At 61.9% G+C, this 15,717-nt stretch carries 15 protein-coding genes; all 15 read left to right on the forward strand.

Features of this window, described 5'->3' with window-relative positions:
- Positions 1-109 precede the first annotated feature (109 nt).
- The 15 genes from BXA07_RS02810 (at position 110) to nudB (ending at position 15,710) form a co-directional block, all read left to right on the forward strand.
- A complete protein-coding gene (locus BXA07_RS02810; RefSeq protein WP_076565362.1) occupies positions 110-601 on the forward strand; it encodes a YqaA family protein in 492 nt (163 codons plus the stop codon).
- Between the two features lie 259 nt (positions 602-860).
- Positions 861-4,901 (forward strand): DUF3683 domain-containing protein, encoded by a 4,041-nt coding sequence (locus BXA07_RS02815; protein ID WP_076565364.1) that lies wholly within the window; start codon positions 861-863, stop codon positions 4,899-4,901.
- Positions 4,898-5,341 (forward strand): HIT family protein, encoded by a 444-nt coding sequence (locus BXA07_RS02820; protein WP_076565365.1) that lies wholly within the window; start codon positions 4,898-4,900, stop codon positions 5,339-5,341. Before BXA07_RS02815 ends, BXA07_RS02820 begins: the two co-directional genes overlap by 4 nt.
- A gap of 9 nt (positions 5,342-5,350) precedes the next feature.
- A complete protein-coding gene (locus tag BXA07_RS02825) occupies positions 5,351-5,803 on the forward strand; it encodes a gamma-butyrobetaine hydroxylase family protein (protein ID WP_076565367.1) in 453 nt (150 codons plus the stop codon).
- 96 nt (positions 5,804-5,899) lie between these two features.
- Entirely contained in the window at positions 5,900-6,244 is a 345-nt protein-coding gene (locus tag BXA07_RS02830) for a YciI family protein (RefSeq protein ID WP_076565368.1), read from the forward strand.
- 2 nt (positions 6,245-6,246) lie between these two features.
- Complete coding sequence (locus tag BXA07_RS02835) at positions 6,247-7,488, forward strand: RNA polymerase sigma factor (protein ID WP_076565370.1); 1,242 nt, start codon at positions 6,247-6,249, stop codon at positions 7,486-7,488.
- A 29-nt stretch (positions 7,489-7,517) separates the two neighbouring features.
- The gene (gene ubiE / locus BXA07_RS02840) at positions 7,518-8,252 is read left to right on the forward strand and encodes a bifunctional demethylmenaquinone methyltransferase/2-methoxy-6-polyprenyl-1,4-benzoquinol methylase UbiE (RefSeq protein WP_034753359.1); all 735 of its coding nucleotides are present in this window, start codon (positions 7,518-7,520) and stop codon (positions 8,250-8,252) included.
- A 31-nt stretch (positions 8,253-8,283) separates the two neighbouring features.
- Positions 8,284-9,228, forward strand: a complete 945-nt coding sequence (locus tag BXA07_RS02845) for a Tim44 domain-containing protein (protein WP_076565372.1) — start codon at positions 8,284-8,286, stop codon at positions 9,226-9,228.
- A gap of 149 nt (positions 9,229-9,377) precedes the next feature.
- The gene (locus BXA07_RS02850; RefSeq protein ID WP_076565685.1) at positions 9,378-10,016 is read left to right on the forward strand and encodes a ubiquinone biosynthesis accessory factor UbiJ; all 639 of its coding nucleotides are present in this window, start codon (positions 9,378-9,380) and stop codon (positions 10,014-10,016) included.
- Complete coding sequence (ubiB, locus tag BXA07_RS02855) at positions 10,013-11,584, forward strand: ubiquinone biosynthesis regulatory protein kinase UbiB (RefSeq protein ID WP_076565373.1); 1,572 nt, start codon at positions 10,013-10,015, stop codon at positions 11,582-11,584. Before BXA07_RS02850 ends, ubiB begins: the two co-directional genes overlap by 4 nt.
- A 19-nt stretch (positions 11,585-11,603) precedes the next feature.
- On the forward strand, positions 11,604-12,206 hold the full coding sequence (locus BXA07_RS02860) for a methyltransferase (protein ID WP_076565375.1): 603 nt from the start codon (positions 11,604-11,606) through the stop codon (positions 12,204-12,206).
- 90 nt (positions 12,207-12,296) lie between these two features.
- Positions 12,297-12,611: an FmdB family zinc ribbon protein gene (locus BXA07_RS02865; RefSeq protein ID WP_076565376.1), complete on the forward strand. Its 315-nt coding sequence runs from the start codon at positions 12,297-12,299 to the stop codon at positions 12,609-12,611.
- Between the two features lie 40 nt (positions 12,612-12,651).
- Positions 12,652-13,293 (forward strand): DUF502 domain-containing protein, encoded by a 642-nt coding sequence (locus tag BXA07_RS02870; RefSeq protein ID WP_076565378.1) that lies wholly within the window; start codon positions 12,652-12,654, stop codon positions 13,291-13,293.
- A 69-nt stretch (positions 13,294-13,362) separates the two neighbouring features.
- Positions 13,363-15,159, forward strand: coding sequence for an aspartate--tRNA ligase (gene aspS, locus BXA07_RS02875; RefSeq protein WP_076565379.1), 1,797 nt, complete (start codon positions 13,363-13,365; stop codon positions 15,157-15,159).
- Between the two features lie 86 nt (positions 15,160-15,245).
- The gene (gene nudB, locus BXA07_RS02880) at positions 15,246-15,710 is read left to right on the forward strand and encodes a dihydroneopterin triphosphate diphosphatase (RefSeq protein WP_076565381.1); all 465 of its coding nucleotides are present in this window, start codon (positions 15,246-15,248) and stop codon (positions 15,708-15,710) included.
- Positions 15,711-15,717 lie beyond the last annotated feature (7 nt).

Raw genomic sequence — 15,717 nt, forward strand, 5'->3', positions numbered from 1 at the left:
GCTCTGTGGAACTATGGGCCGGTGGGCCCTTGCCGGTTGGCGCGATGTGTGTGGCGCCCAGGCTGCTCTTCATTATAATGGAGAGCCTTACCGCATCGCGAAGTGTTCCATGATCGAATCCGCAATCGCCTGGCTGCTGCAGCTGATCGCAGCGCCGGAAGTCGGGCTGACATCGGTCTTTCTGATCAGCTTTATTTCCGCCACCCTCTTGCCGCTGGGCTCGGAGCCGGCCGTGTTTGCCGTCATCAAGGCCAATCCCGCCCTGTTCTGGTCCGTTATTTTTGTTGCCACCCTGGGCAACACCCTGGGCGGCGTCGTCGATTACTGGCTTGGCTACCGCGCCAAGCAGGCGTTCGCCAAGGAACGCGACACGCGCTGGTTCCGCTGGCTGGCCCGCTATGGCGCCAAGACCATGCTGCTGGCCTGGCTGCCCGTCGTGGGCGACCCGCTGTGCACGCTGGCCGGCTGGCTCAAACTGCCGTTCTGGCCCAGCGTGGCCTACATGGCCGTCGGCAAGTGCGCGCGCTATCTGACCATGACGACCCTGCTGCTGTACGTGCCCGACGGTTTCTGGCACCGGATCGGCCAGATGCTGTCCTGAATGGGGGCTGCCTGCAACGCCTGTTTGCCGCATTTTCAGGCAGGCTGATAGTTTGCAGACGGGTCCGATTCTTGGCATTTTTATGTAAAAAATGCAGATGCGCTGATTTTTTATTCATGAAAAATGCGAGTGGGCCATATTTGCTATGGCAGAGATCACCCCGCTTAAACCTTGGCCGGCATAAGGCTGTTCCCGCATGGTGCGGCGCAATAAGATAAAATGGCTCTTTAGGGTCCAGTCCACATCGTCACCACACTCCATGAACGCTCCCGCACAAATCCAAGCTTTACTGGCAGAAACGCCGAATGGTCCCGCAGCAAGCCGCCTGCGTGAAATCCCGTATAACTACACGTCGTTTTCCGATCGCGAGATCGTCATACGCCTGTTGGGGGAGGACTCCTGGCGCCTGCTCGACGAGCTGCGCGGCGCCCGCCAGACGGGCCGTTCCGCCCGCATGCTGTACGAGGTGCTGGGCGATATCTGGGTCGTGCGCCGCAATCCGTATCTGCAGGATGACCTGCTCGACAATCCGAAGCGCCGCCAGGGCTTGATCGATGCCCTGCATCACCGCCTGGCCGAAGTCGACAAGCGCCGCCTGTCCATCGATGCGGCCGGCGGCGACGTTGCCGCCAGTGGCGAAGCACCGGAAGTGGCGCAGGCGCGCAGCCATAACGTCGAACTGCTGCTCAAGGCAGCCAGCAAGGCCGTGGCCGATTTTGGCGACGAATTCCGCAAGACCTATGATTTGCGCAAGCGCACGGTCAAGGTGCTGGGCCGCTACACGGAAAAGCACAATGTGCGCTTCGACGGCATGACGCGCGTGTCGCACGTGACGGACGCCACCGACTGGCGCGTGGAATACCCGTTCGTCGTGCTCACGCCCGACACGGAAGAGGAAATGGCCGGCCTGGTCAAGGGCTGTATCGAACTGGGGCTGACCATCATCCCGCGCGGCGGCGGCACCGGTTACACGGGTGGCGCGATTCCATTGACGCCGATGTCGGCCGTCATCAACACGGAAAAACTCATCACCCTGGGCGCCGTCGAAATGACGGTCTTGCCGGGCCTCACGCACGAATACGCGACCATCCATTCGGGCGCGGGCGTGATCACGAACAAGGTGTCGGAAGCGGCGGAGAAGGCCGGGTTCGTGTTTGCCGTCGACCCGACCTCGGCGCATGCTTCTTGCATCGGCGGCAACGTCGCCATGAATGCGGGCGGCAAGAAAGCCGTGCTGTGGGGCACGGCGCTCGACAACCTGGCGTCGTGGCGCATGGTCGACCCGAATGGCGACTGGCTCGACGTCACGCGCCTCGACCATAACCTGGGCAAGATCCACGATATCGCGCTGGCACGTTTCCAGCTGGAATGGCGCCACCCGAGCACGCGCGACGCGACAAAACCGAATGCGCCATTCAAGACGGAAATCCTGGAAATTCCTGGCCGCAAGTTCCGCAAGGAAGGCCTGGGCAAGGACGTCACCGATAAATTCCTCGCCGGCTTGCCGGGCATCCAGAAAGAAGGCTGCGACGGCCTGATCACGTCGGCGCGCTGGATCCTGCACAAGATGCCGAAATTCGCCCGTACCGTCTGCCTGGAATTCTTTGGCCAGGCGCGCGACGCGATTCCGTCTATCGTGGAAATCAAGGATTACCTCGATGGTTTGCCGGCCAAGGGCGAGCAATACACGAGCATCCGCCTGGCGGGCCTGGAACACCTGGACGAGCGCTATTTGCGCGCCGTCGGCTACGCCACCAAGTCGAAGCGTGGCGTGCTGCCCAAGATGGCCCTGTTCGGCGACATCGTCGGCGACGATGAAAACGCCGTCGCGCAAGCGGCGTCGGAAGTGGTGCGCATCGCCAACACCCGCGTGGGCGAAGGCTTTGTCGCCGTCAGCCCGGAAGCGCGCAAGAAATTCTGGCTGGACCGCGCCCGCACGGCGGCGATCGCCAAGCACACCAACGCCTTTAAAATCAATGAAGACGTCGTGATCCCGCTCAACCGCATGGGCGAATACACGGATGGCATCGAACGCATCAATATCGAACTGTCGATCAAGAATAAACTGCAACTGGCGGACGCCCTCAGCGAATTCTTTGCCAAGGGTAATTTGCCAGTAGGCAAGAGCGACGATGCATCGGACGACCGCGTGGACGATGCGGAAATGCTGGGCGACCGCGCCGAGCAGGCGCAGCAGTTGCTGGCGCAAGTGACGGCACGCTGGACCTATCTGCTGGCCCAGCTGGACCGTCCGCTGGCGGACGTGCAGGGCGAACTGGCCGAACTGGGCATGGAGCGCCTGTTGCCCGTCTTCGATGCGCGCCTGGAAACGCAGCCGCACGCCACCCTGTTCGACGTGGTGCAGGACCGTACCGTGCGTATTACCTGGAAGCAAGAGATTCGCGCCCAGCTGCGCCAGATCTTCAATGGTGCCGCCTTCAAGCTGATCCTCGACGAGGCCACCGCCATTCACGCGCGCATTTTGCGTAGCCGCGTGTTTGTCGCCCTGCACATGCATGCGGGCGACGGCAACGTGCACACGAACTTGCCCGTCAACTCGGACAACTACGAAATGCTGCAGGACGCCCACGAAGCCGTGGGCCGCATCATGATTTTGGCCCGTTCGCTCAATGGCGTCATTTCCGGCGAACACGGTATCGGCATCACCAAGCTGGAATTTTTGACGGAAGAAGAGATCGGCGACTTCCGCAGCTACAAGCAGCGCATCGATCCGGAAGGCCGTTTCAACAAGGGCAAGCTGCTGAACCTGCCGGGCATGGGCGCCGACTTGCGCAATGCCTACACGCCATCGTTCGGCCTGATGGGCCACGAATCGCTGATCATGCAGCAAAGCGACATCGGCGCCATCGCCGACAGCGTCAAGGATTGCTTGCGTTGCGGCAAGTGCAAACCCGTGTGCTCGACTCACGTGCCGCGCGCCAACTTGCTGTATTCGCCGCGCGACAAGATCCTGGCGACCTCGTCCCTGATCGAAGCCTTCCTGTACGAAGAACAGACGCGCCGCGGTATTTCCATTAAGCATTGGGAAGAGTTCGAGGACGTGGCCGACCACTGCACGGTCTGCCATAAATGCGTCACGCCTTGCCCCGTGAACATCGACTTCGGCGACGTGTCGATGAACATGCGCAATTTGCTGCGCAAGATGGACAAGAAGAGCTTTAATCCGGGCACCAAGGCCACGATGATGTTCCTCAACGCCACCGATCCCGTGACCATCAACGCCACGCGCAAGGTCATGATCGGCTGGGGTTACAAGGCGCAGCGCCTGGGTCACGATCTGCTGAAGAAGTTTGCGAAAAAGCAAACCAAGGCGCCGCCACCATCGACGGGCAAGCCGCCCGTCAAGGCGCAGGTGATCCACTTCATCAACAAGAAGATGCCGGGCAACCTGCCGAAGAAATCGGCGCGCGCGCTGCTCGATATCGAAGACGACAAGGTCATTCCGATCATCCGCAATCCGAAGACGACCACGGCCGATACGGAAGCCGTGTTCTACTTCCCCGGCTGCGGCTCGGAGCGTTTGTTCTCGCAAGTGGGTCTGGCCACGCAGGCGATGCTGTGGGAAGTAGGCGTGCAGACGGTCTTGCCGCCTGGCTACCTGTGCTGCGGTTATCCGCAGCGGGGCGCGGGCGAGTTCGACAAGGCCGAGAAGATGATGACGGACAACCGCGTCCTGTTCCACCGCATGGCCAACACGCTCAATTACCTGGACATCAAGACGGTGCTGGTGTCCTGCGGCACCTGCTATGACCAGCTGGCAACGTATCAGTTCGAGAAGATTTTCCCCGGCTGCCGCATCATGGATATCCATGAGTATTTGCTGGAGAAAAACGTCAAGCTGGAAGGCGTCAACGGCACGCGCTATATGTACCACGAGCCATGCCACAATCCGATGAAGCTGCAGGAATCGGGCAAGACCATCAATTCCCTGATCAGCACGGTAGACAACGTGAAGATCGAGAAGAATGACCGTTGCTGCGGCGAATCGGGTTCCTTGGCCGTCACGCGTCCCGACATTTCCACGCAAGTGCGTTTCCGTAAGGAAGAAGAGATGGTCAAGGGCGCCGACAAGCTGCGCGGCGACGGTTTTACGGGCGACGTCAAAATCCTCACCAGCTGCCCGTCGTGCCTGCAAGGCTTGTCGCGCTACAATGACGATTCGGGCACGACGGCCGACTACATCGTCGTCGAGATCGCCAAACACTTGCTGGGAGAAAACTGGATGCCGGATTACGTGAAACGCGCCAATGACGGCGGCATCGAACGGGTGCTCGTGTGACCTGCGATCTGTGCAGCTTGCTGGACGGCTACGCCCACAAGCAGGGTCTGGAGACCTTGCTGTGGCGCAGCGAACGCCTGTCCGTGGTGGCCGTCGACGACCCTGCATATCCCGGCTTTTGCCGCGTGATCTGGAACAAACACGTGAAGGAAATGACGGATTTGACGCCAGGCGAGCGCAATTACGTGATGGAAGTCGTGTGGCAAGTCGAGCTGGCCGTGCGTGAAGTGATGCAGCCGGAAAAGGTCAACGTGGCCAGTTTCGGCAACATGACGCCGCACGTGCACTGGCACGTGATTCCCCGCTACCGCGACGACGCGCATTTCCCGAACCCCAGCTGGGCTGTCGTGCAGCGCGAGACGGCGTCCGAGGTGCTGGCCGCGCGCCGCGCCCTGTTGCCGGCCTTGCGTGACGCCATCATTCAACGTTTATCCGCATAAAGTATTGTCATGACTGAAAAAGCAGCAACACCCCAACCCACCGGCTTGACCGTGCACAACCAGTCGCGCGTGCTCGACGTGGCTTTCGATGATGGCAGCACATTTGCGTTGCCGTTCGAATACCTGCGCGTGTATTCGCCGTCGGCCGAAGTGCAGGGCCATGGCAAGGGCCAGGAAACTTTGCAATTAGGAAAGCGCCTGGTCGGCATCACGGGCATCGAGCCCGTCGGCAACTACGCCGTGCAGCCGACCTTCAGCGATGGCCACAACTCCGGCCTGTACACCTGGGCTTATCTGTACAAGCTGGGCGTGGAAAAGGACAAACTGTGGCAAGCCTACCTGGACCAGCTGGCGGCAGCCGGCTACCCCGGCGACAGCGGCCGCGACGCCAAGGCCGACATGACGGTCAAGCAATCGTCCGGTGGCCACGTCCATGGACCCAGCTGCGGACATAAACATTGAGTTAAAAATAATGCGCTAAGCTTGTCGGATTGCCGCATATCCATTCGTCGTATGAATGCCCGCGCTTGCGGGCATTTTTCTTTTGGAGAAGAGACTATGGAATACCTGATCCTGATCTACGCCGACGAGGCGCACTACGAAGCCATGACAGAGGGCCAGATGGCCAGCCTGATGGCCGACTTTGCCAGCTACACGCAGGCGCTGGAAGCGGCCGGCGTGCTGCGCGGCGGGGCCGAGCTGGCGCCCGTGGGCAGCGCCACCTGCGTGCGCGTGCGCAATGGCAAGCCTGTCATCACGGACGGGCCGTTCGCGGAAACCAAGGAGCAGCTGGGCGGCTACTATCTGCTCGATTGCGCCAACCTGGACGAGGCGCTGGCCTGGGCCGGGCGTTGTCCGGCGGCCTTGCTGGGCACCATCGAAGTGCGGCCTGTCACGGCATAACCATGGCCGGCGACGCCATCGCGGCCGTCGAATACGTCTTTCGCCAGGAAAAGGGCAGGGTGCTGGCCGGCCTGATGCGGCGCTTCGGCGACCTGGGCCTGGCGGAAGATGTGCTGCAGGAAGCGTGCCGCAAGGCACTGGAACTGTGGCCGCAGGCGGGCATCCCCGACAATCCTGCCGCCTGGCTCAGTGCCGTGGCGCGTAACGCGGGCCTCGACCACGTGCGCCGGGCGGGCAGGAGCGTCGGCGATGCCGAGGCCCAGTTATCCTGCCTGACTGCGGCCGTGATGGAAGAAACGCAGCCCATCGACGACGACCGCCTGCGCCTGCTGTTCATCTGCTGCCATCCTGCGCTGGCGCCCGAGGCGCAGGTGGCGCTGGCCTTGCGCACCCTGTGTGGCCTGTCCACGGGCGAGGTCGCGCGCGCCTTCGGCGTGGCGGAAACGGCCCTGTCGCAGCGCTTGTTGCGCGCCAAACGCAAGATCGCCGCAGCGCGCATCCCGTTCGAGTTGCCAGCGGAACAAGAATTGCAGCCACGCCTGGTGCAAGTGCTGCATGTCATCTACCTGGTGTTCAGCGAGGGCTATTGCGCCAGCGGCGGTGATAGCCTGCTGCGCCCGGACCTGTGCGCGGAAGCGCTGCGCCTGGGACGGCTGCTCGACAGCCTGCAGCCTGGCCAGCCGGAAGTGCGGGGCCTCTTGGCCCTGATGCTGCTGCAGGCGTCGCGCGGCGCGGCCCGCCTGTCGCCGGAAGGCCAGTTGCTGACGCTGGAAGAGCAGGACCGCAGCCTGTGGCATGGCGAGCTGATCGCGGAAGGGCTGGCGTTGCTGGAGCAGGCGATGGCCGTCCGGACGCCAGGGCCTTACCAATTGCAGGCCGCCATTGCCGCCTTGCACGCCAAAGCTCCCACAGCCAGCGAGACGGACTGGCGCCAGATCAGCGCCCTGTACGGCGCCTTGCTGCGGCACAAGCCGGAACCGTTGATCTTGCTCAATGCCGTGATTGCTTGCGCCATGGCGCACGGCGCCGAACACGGGCTGGCGTGGCTGAAGCGGCTGGAAACGGTGCCCAGCCTTGCCAACTCGCATTATCTGCACGCGGCCCGTGCCGACCTGCTGCGCCGCCAGGGCGACCGGCCGGGGGCGCTGGCGGCGTATGCGCAGGCCGCACTGCTTGCCGTGAATGCAGTGGAAAGGCAATACCTTCTCCGGCGTCACGGGGAAATGCGTCTGCCGCTTGTATAATGCTCGCAAGTTCAAACAGACTGCCTACCATGACCAATACGACCCATTTCGGATACAAAACAGTTGCAGAAGACGACAAAGTGCGCGAAGTCGCCAAGGTGTTCCATTCCGTCGCTGCCAAATACGACGTGATGAACGACTTGATGTCGGGCGGGCTGCACCGTCTGTGGAAGACGTTTACCATTGCCAACGCGGGCGTGCGCCCCGGCTTCAAGGTGCTCGACATCGCCGGCGGCACGGGCGACCTGTCGAAGGCGTTTGCCAAGCAGGCGGGCCCTACGGGCGAAGTCTGGTTGACCGATATCAATGAATCGATGTTGCGCGTGGGCCGCGACCGCCTCTTGAATCGCGGCTTGCTCACCCCCACCTTGTTGTGTGACGCAGAGAAACTGCCATTCCCCGATAACTATTTTGACCGCGTCAGCGTGGCCTTTGGCCTGCGCAACATGACGCACAAGGATGTGGCGCTGGCGGAAATGCGCCGCGTGCTGAAACCGGGCGGCAAGCTGCTGGTGCTGGAGTTTTCCAAGGTGGCGGCACCGCTGCAAAAGCCGTACGACCTGTATTCGTTCTCGGTCTTGCCGTGGTTCGGACAGAAAATCGCCGGCGACGCGGAAAGTTACCGCTACCTGGCAGAATCGATCCGCATGCACCCGGACCAGGAAACCCTCAAAACCATGATGGAAACGGCGGGCCTGGAGCGCGTGCAGTACTACAATTTGACGGCAGGCATTGCCGCTTTGCATACCGGCATCAAGATGTAATTCACCCTTGCCGGTGATTTTAGGAGATGGAATGAAATTGAAGAAATTTATGGTCGGCATGATGCTGGCCGCGACCACGGTATCCATGCTGGGCGAGGCGCTGGCCCGTCCCATGGGCGGTGGCCGTTCGATCGGCCGCCAGTCGCAGAATGTGGGCCGCCAGGCTCCCGCGCCTGCGCCAGCACCGGCGCCTGCCGCTGCGCCACGCCAGGCGCAGCCTGCGCCGGCGCCCGCACCGGCACCCGCCGCCAAGGCCCCTAGCCGCTGGAAGGGCTTGCTGGGCGGCGCCCTGCTGGGCCTGGGTCTGGGCGCGCTGCTGTCGCATTTCGGCCTGGGCGGCGCCCTGGCCAGCATGATCAGCACCTTGCTGATGGTGGCCTTGCTCGCTGGCGCGGCCTTCTTCATCTACCGCATGGTGCGCGGCAAGCGCGCCAGCAATGGCAACGCCGGCAATGCGCCGTTCGCCGGCTTCGGCAACCAGCCGGCACCGGCCGGCAACGTGCCCGACATCGGTTCGGCCATCCCGCCGCTGCCGCCGCTGCAGCCCGTGTCGTCCGGCGTCGGTCTGGACAAACCGGCGCCTGCGGCCGCGCCATGGGGCGTGCCTGCCGACTTCGACAAGGATGCCTTCCTGCGCCACGCGAAAAGCAATTTCATTCGCCTGCAAGCGGCCTGGGACAAGGCGGACATCAACGACATCCGCGAATTCACGTCGCCGGAAGTGTATGCGGAATTGCGCATGCAGATCCAGGAACGGGGCGCGCAGGCCGATTTCACGGACGTGGTCACCATCGACGCCGAATTGCTGGGCATCGAGACCAGCGTCAACGATTACCTGGCCAGCGTGAAGTTTACGGGCATGATCCGTTCCGCGCCAGGCGCGGCAGCGGAACCGTTCGCGGAAGTGTGGAATATGTCGAAACCCGTCAGCGGCAACAGCGGCTGGGTCTTGGCAGGTATTCAACAGTTGGGTTGATGATAATAGTTTCCTGAGTGGCAGCTTAAGCCCACGGTCAATTCGTGGTGCTTGAGGGATATTTCCTGCTGAACTGGTAAGATCGAAACCGCCCGCGTTGTCATACGGGCGGTTTTTTCTTTTTAAGGGCGCGCAAAGCGCAGCACATGATGGCACCACTTTCCGACATCTCCCTGATGACTCCCGTCATCGCGACCATCAACCATTTGCTGGCGCAGGAGCCGTGGGCGCGTCAGCAACTGGCCGTGCACGCCGGCAAGCTGGCCTGCATCGATACGGGCGCCGTGGCCTTGCGCCTGCGCGTCGACAGCGCAGGCCTGCTGGTGGCGGCACCGGCCGACCTGCCGGCCAATGTCACCATCCGCGTGAAATTGTCCGATGTGCCGCTGATCCTGCAAAACCGCGAACGGGCGTTTTCCTACGTGAAAATCGAAGGCGATGCGGAGTTCGCCAATGCGATTTCGCAATTGAGCCAGGGTTTGCGCTGGGAAGCCGAGCACGACCTGGAAAAGGTCGTCGGTCCCATGCTGGCCACGCGCCTCGTTTCTGGTGCGAAAGATGCTGCCGCTTTTGTGCGCACGGGCCAGCAAAAGCTGGCGGAAAACGTGGCCGAATATTTTCTCGACGAACAGCCCATGCTGATCCGTCCCTCTACCCTGCAAGAGTATTCCGCCGGCGTGACGCGCGTGCGCGATGACGTCGAACGCCTGGCCAAGCGCCTTGCCCGGCTGGAAAAGGCGGCCGCCGCCGTCCAGCCGCAGTCCTCCTCACCGGATTTGTCTACATGATATTGAAATTCCTGCGCCTGTTTAAAATCATCCGTGTTTCCATCAAGTACGGTCTGGATGAGATAGCGATTTCTGGTCTGCAAGTTCCCCGCACCGCCAAGCTGATCGATACCCTGATTTTCTGGCGCGACCTGTCGTCGCCGCGGGGCTTGCGCCTGCGCCTGGCGCTGGAAGAGCTGGGCCCAATTTTCGTCAAGTTCGGCCAGGTGCTGTCGACGCGGCGCGACCTGATGCCGCCCGATATCGCCGAGGAACTGGCGCGCCTGCAAGACCGCGTGCCGCCCTTCGATTCCGACCTGGCCATCGCACAGATCACCAAGTCCCTCGGCGCGCATCCCGACCAGCTGTTCGCCCGCTTCGAGCGCGAGCCGGTGGCGTCCGCCTCGATTGCCCAAGTGCACTTCGCCACCCTGAAAGATGGCCGCGAAGTGGCCGTGAAGGTGTTGCGTCCTGGCATGAAAAAGCTGATCGACGAAGACGTGGCGCTGATGCACATCGCGGCCGGCTGGATCAGCCGCCTGTGGGCCGACAGCAAGCGTTTGAAACCGAAGGAAGTCGTGGGCGAGTTCGACAAATACCTGCACGACGAACTGGACCTGATGCGCGAGGCGGCCAACGCCAGCCAGCTGCGCCGCAATTTCGCCAACTCGGACTTGCTGCTGGTGCCGGAAATGCACTGGGATTACTGTTCCAGCAGCGTTATCGTGATGGAACGCATGTATGGCATTCCCGTGTCGCAGACGGACCGCCTGGTGGCGGCCGGCGTGGATTTGCGCAAACTGTCCAGCGATGGCGTGGAGATTTTCTTCACGCAAGTGTTCCGCGACGGCTTTTTCCACGCGGATATGCATCCGGGGAATATTCTCGTGTCGATCGCGCCCGACTCGTTCGGCCGCTACATCGCGCTCGACTTCGGCATCGTGGGAACGTTGAACGACTACGACAAGGATTATCTGTCGCAAAACTTCCTCGCCTTCTTCCGCCGCGACTACAAGCGCGTGGCCGAGGCGCATATCGAATCGGGCTGGGCGCCGAAAGACACGCGCGTCGACGAGCTGGAAGCGGCCGTGCGCGCCTGCTGCGAGCCGATCTTCGACCGTCCGCTGAAAGATATTTCTTTCGGGCAAGTGTTGCTCCGGCTGTTCCAGACCTCGCGCCGCTTCAATGTGGAAGTGCAGCCGCAACTGGTGCTGCTGCAAAAGACCCTGCTCAATATCGAAGGGCTGGGGCGCCAGCTGGACCCGGAGCTGGACCTGTGGCAGACGGCCAAGCCCTACCTGGAAAAATGGATGAGCAACCAGGTGGGGCCGCAAGGCTTCATGGAGCGCCTGCGCGCCGAGGCGCCCCGCTATGCGCACATCTTCCCGCAACTGCCGCGCTTGCTGCACCAGGCCTTGACCGTGCATGGCGAACCGCGTGAAAACGATGTGGAACTGATGAAAACCTTGCTCGCGGAGCAACGCCAGACGAACCGCTTGCTGAGCTTTATCGTGTACTTCGTGGGCGCCTTCGCGCTCGGCGCGCTGGGCTTGCAAGTGTTCATGCGCTGGCATCAACTGCCGTTTTAACAAGCTAAGGACGTAAGTGATGGCTGACTTCCATAACCGCGATCCGCTCTCGCCCGCCTTCTGGGACGAGCGTTTCGAGAAGCAATTTACGCCGTGGGACCACGGCGGCGTGCCGGCGCGCCTGCGCAGCTTCGTGGCCGGCAGCCCGGCGCCGCTGCGCTGCCTGATTCCCGGCTGCGGCTCCGCGCATGAGCTGGTCTTCATGCTCGATCACGGCTGGGACGCCACGGCCATCGACTTTTCGCCGGCCGCCGTGGCCGCCGCGCGCGGGCAGCTGGGCGAGCGGGCAGGGCGGGTGGTGGAAGCCGATTTCTTTGCCTGGCAGCCGGAGGCGCCGCTGGACCTGATCTATGAGCGGGCCTTTTTGTGCGCCATGCCGCGCGCCATGTGGCCGCAAGTGGCGGCCCGCTGGGCGCAGCTGCTGGCGCCGGGCGCCATGCTGGCCGGCTACTTTTTCTTTGACGACAATGCCAAGGGGCCGCCGTTTGGTATTTCGCGTGAGCAACTAAACGCCTTGCTGGCGCCGCATTTCGACTGCCTGGCCGATGAAGCCGTCAGCGATTCCATCGCCGTCTTCGCGGGCAGGGAACGCTGGATGAGCTGGCGCCGCAGGGCGGACTGAGGCGGCAATGGCCGCGGCCGGGCATTTTCCGCAGAGAGCGGCGGAAAAGCTTTATAATTCAGGGTTTTTGATGATTTTCTCGGAGTAGAGATGCCGATTTACGCTTACCGTTGTGACGAGTGTGGTTTTGCCAAGGATGTCTTGCAAAAGATCTCCGATCCAGTACTGACGGTGTGCCTGTCGTGCGGCAAGCCAAGTTTCAAGAAACAATTGACGGCCGCCGGTTTCCAATTGAAGGGCACTGGCTGGTACGCGACCGATTTCCGCGGCGGCACGGCGCCCACCACGGCCATCCCGACGGGCCCGGCCGACAGCGCCAAGCCGGCCCCGGCCGCCGAGAGCGCGCCTGCCGCAGCACCTGCGCCTGCGACCGCCCCGGCTGCCGCTGCGCCGAAAGCGGACTGAAAAGCGCGCCGCGCCGAGACGATCCCTTACCGAGAAACCGATGCGTAAATACTTTATTACCGGATTACTGATTTTGGTACCGCTGGCCATTACGGCCTGGGTCCTGAATCTGGTCATCAGCACGATGGACCAGTCGCTGTTGCTGGTGCCCGGCAGTACGCAGCCCAGCGTCTGGTTTGGCCACAAGATTCCCCCGCTGAGCACCATTCCCGGCCTGGGCACGGTATTGACGGTGCTGATCGTGTTCTTCACGGGCTTGTTGACGAATAACCTGGTCGGCAATTACGTGGTGAAACTGTGGGAAAAATTGCTGCAACGCATACCCATCGTCAATTCCCTGTATTCGAGTGTCAAGCAAGTATCGGACACCCTGTTTTCCCCGTCGGGCAATGCCTTCCGCAAGGCCGTGCTGGTGCCGTATCCGCACCAGAACTCCTGGACCATCGCTTTCCTGACGGGCGTGCCGGGCGGCGATGCGGCGAACCACCTGGTGGGCGACTTTGTCAGCGTGTACGTGCCGACGACGCCCAACCCGACGTCAGGCTTTTTCCTGATGATGAAGCGCAGCGATGTCGTCGAACTCGACATGAGCGTCGATGCGGCGCTCAAATATATCGTCTCGATGGGCGTGGTGGCGCCTGCGGAAGTTGTTGCTGTACCGGCCCCGGCAGCCAAAGAATAAAGGCAGGCGTCCCACGCGGGACGTGGCCGGATTGAACACTCACTAACCTGAACTGAGAATTTTATGTCTATGCGTACTGAATACTGCGGCCTCGTTACCGAAGCCATGCTGGGACAAACCGTCAGCCTGTGCGGCTGGGTACATCGCCGCCGCGACCACGGCAGCCTGATTTTCATCGACTTGCGCGACCGTGAAGGCCTGGTGCAAATCGTCTGCAACCCGGAACAAGCGGAGATGTTCAAGGTCGCCGAAGCCGTGCGCAACGAATTCTGCCTGCGCGTGACGGGCGTCGTGACCAACCGTATCGAAGGCACGATCAACAACAACCTGAAGTCCGGCAAGATCGAAGTGGTCTGCTCGGAGCTGGAAGTGCTGAACCCTTCCGTGCCCGTGCCGTTCCAGCTGGACGACGACAACTTGTCGGAAACGACGCGTCTGACGCACCGCGTGCTGGACCTGCGCCGCCCGCAAATGCAGAACAACCTGCGCCTGCGCTACAGGGTGACGATGGAAGTGCGCAAGTACCTCGACGCGCTGGGCTTCATCGACATCGAAACGCCGATGCTGACCAAGTCCACGCCAGAAGGCGCGCGCGACTATCTGGTACCGTCGCGCGTGAACGCGGGCAGCTTCTTCGCCTTGCCGCAATCGCCACAGTTGTTCAAGCAACTGTTGATGGTCGCCAACTTCGACCGTTACTACCAGATCACCAAGTGCTTCCGCGACGAAGACTTGCGCGCCGACCGCCAGCCTGAATTCACGCAGATCGACTGCGAAACCTCGTTCCTGACGGAACAGGAAATCCGCGACCTGTTCGAAGACATGATCCGCGTCGTCTTCAAGAACACCCTGAACATCGACTTGCCGAACCCGTTCCCGGTGATGGATTTCGCCGAAGCGATGGGGCTGTACGGTTCCGACAAGCCGGACATGCGCGTCAAGCTGGCCTTCACGGACTTGACCGAAGTCATGAAGTCGGTCGAATTCAAGGTCTTCAACGGCGCCGCCAACATGAAAGGCGGCCGCGTGGTCGCCCTGCGCGTACCGCAAGGCGGCAGCATGCCCCGTTCGGAAATCGATGCCTACACGCAATTTGTTGCCATCTACGGCGCCAAGGGCTTGGCCTACATCAAGGTCAACGAGAAAGCCAAGGGTCCTGAAGGCTTGCAGTCGCCGATCGTCAAGTTCCTGCCTGCCGACGTGCTGGCCACGATCCTCGAGCAGACGGGCGCGCAAGACGGCGACCTGATCTTCTTCGGCGCCGACAAGGCCAAGGTCGTCAACGACGCCATCGGCGCGCTGCGCGTGAAGATCGGTCACAGCGAGTTCGGCAAGAAAGCCGGCCTGTTCGAAGACGTGTGGAAGCCATTGTGGGTGGTCGACTTTCCGATGTTCGAGCACGACGAAGAAGCGGACCGCTGGACGGCGACCCACCATCCCTTCACGGCGCCGAAAGACGGCCATGAAGACATGCTGGAAAGCGATCCGGGCGCCTGCATCGCCAAGGCTTACGACATGGTCTTGAACGGCTGGGAGCTGGGCGGCGGTTCGATCCGTATCCACCGCGAAGAAGTGCAGTCGAAAGTGTTCCGCGCGTTGAAAATCGACGCGGAAGAAGCGCAACTGAAGTTCGGCTTCCTGCTCGACGCCCTGCAATACGGCGCGCCACCGCATGGCGGCCTGGCATTCGGCCTGGACCGTATCGTGACCATGATGACGGGTTCCGAATCGATCCGCGACGTGATCGCCTTCCCGAAAACCCAGCGCGCGCAAGATTTGCTGACCCATGCGCCGTCGGAAGTGGACGAGAAGCAATTGCGTGAACTGCACATCCGTTTGCGCGGCGCCGAGCCTAAAGTAGTGTAATGAAGCATGCGGCTGCCCCGGCGGCCGCTGTTTGATCCGCTATGCAAAAAAAAAGGCGCTGTCGTGGCGCCTTTTTCATTGTTGATATGACTCATAAAATTCCTGTTTCCGTGCTGGTCGTCATTCATACGGCTGACCTTGAGGTCCTGCTGATCGAGCGGGCGGGCCAGCCCGGTTTCTGGCAATCGGTGACCGGTTCCGTCGACGCCGTCGACGAACCGCTGCTGCAGACGGCCGCGCGCGAGTTATGCGAAGAGACGGGCATCGTCGCCGATGGCGAGCGCCTTGTGCTGCGCGACTGGAACTTGTCGAATGTGTACGAGATCTACCCGATCTGGCGCCACCGCTATGCGCCCGGCGTCACGCGCAACACGGAGCACGTGTTCAGCGTGCAAGTGCCGCGTGACACGGTCATTACGCTGAGTCCCCGCGAGCACCTGCAGTACGCATGGCTGCCCTACCTGGCGGCGGCCGACCGGTGTTTTTCCTCTTCCAATGCGGAAGCGATCCTGCAATTGCCGGCCATGACGGGCCTGGCGCGCCCCACCTGATTTCCCT

Source organism: Janthinobacterium sp. TND4EL3, from assembly GCF_900156175.1.
GTDB lineage: Bacteria > Pseudomonadota > Gammaproteobacteria > Burkholderiales > Burkholderiaceae_D > Janthinobacterium.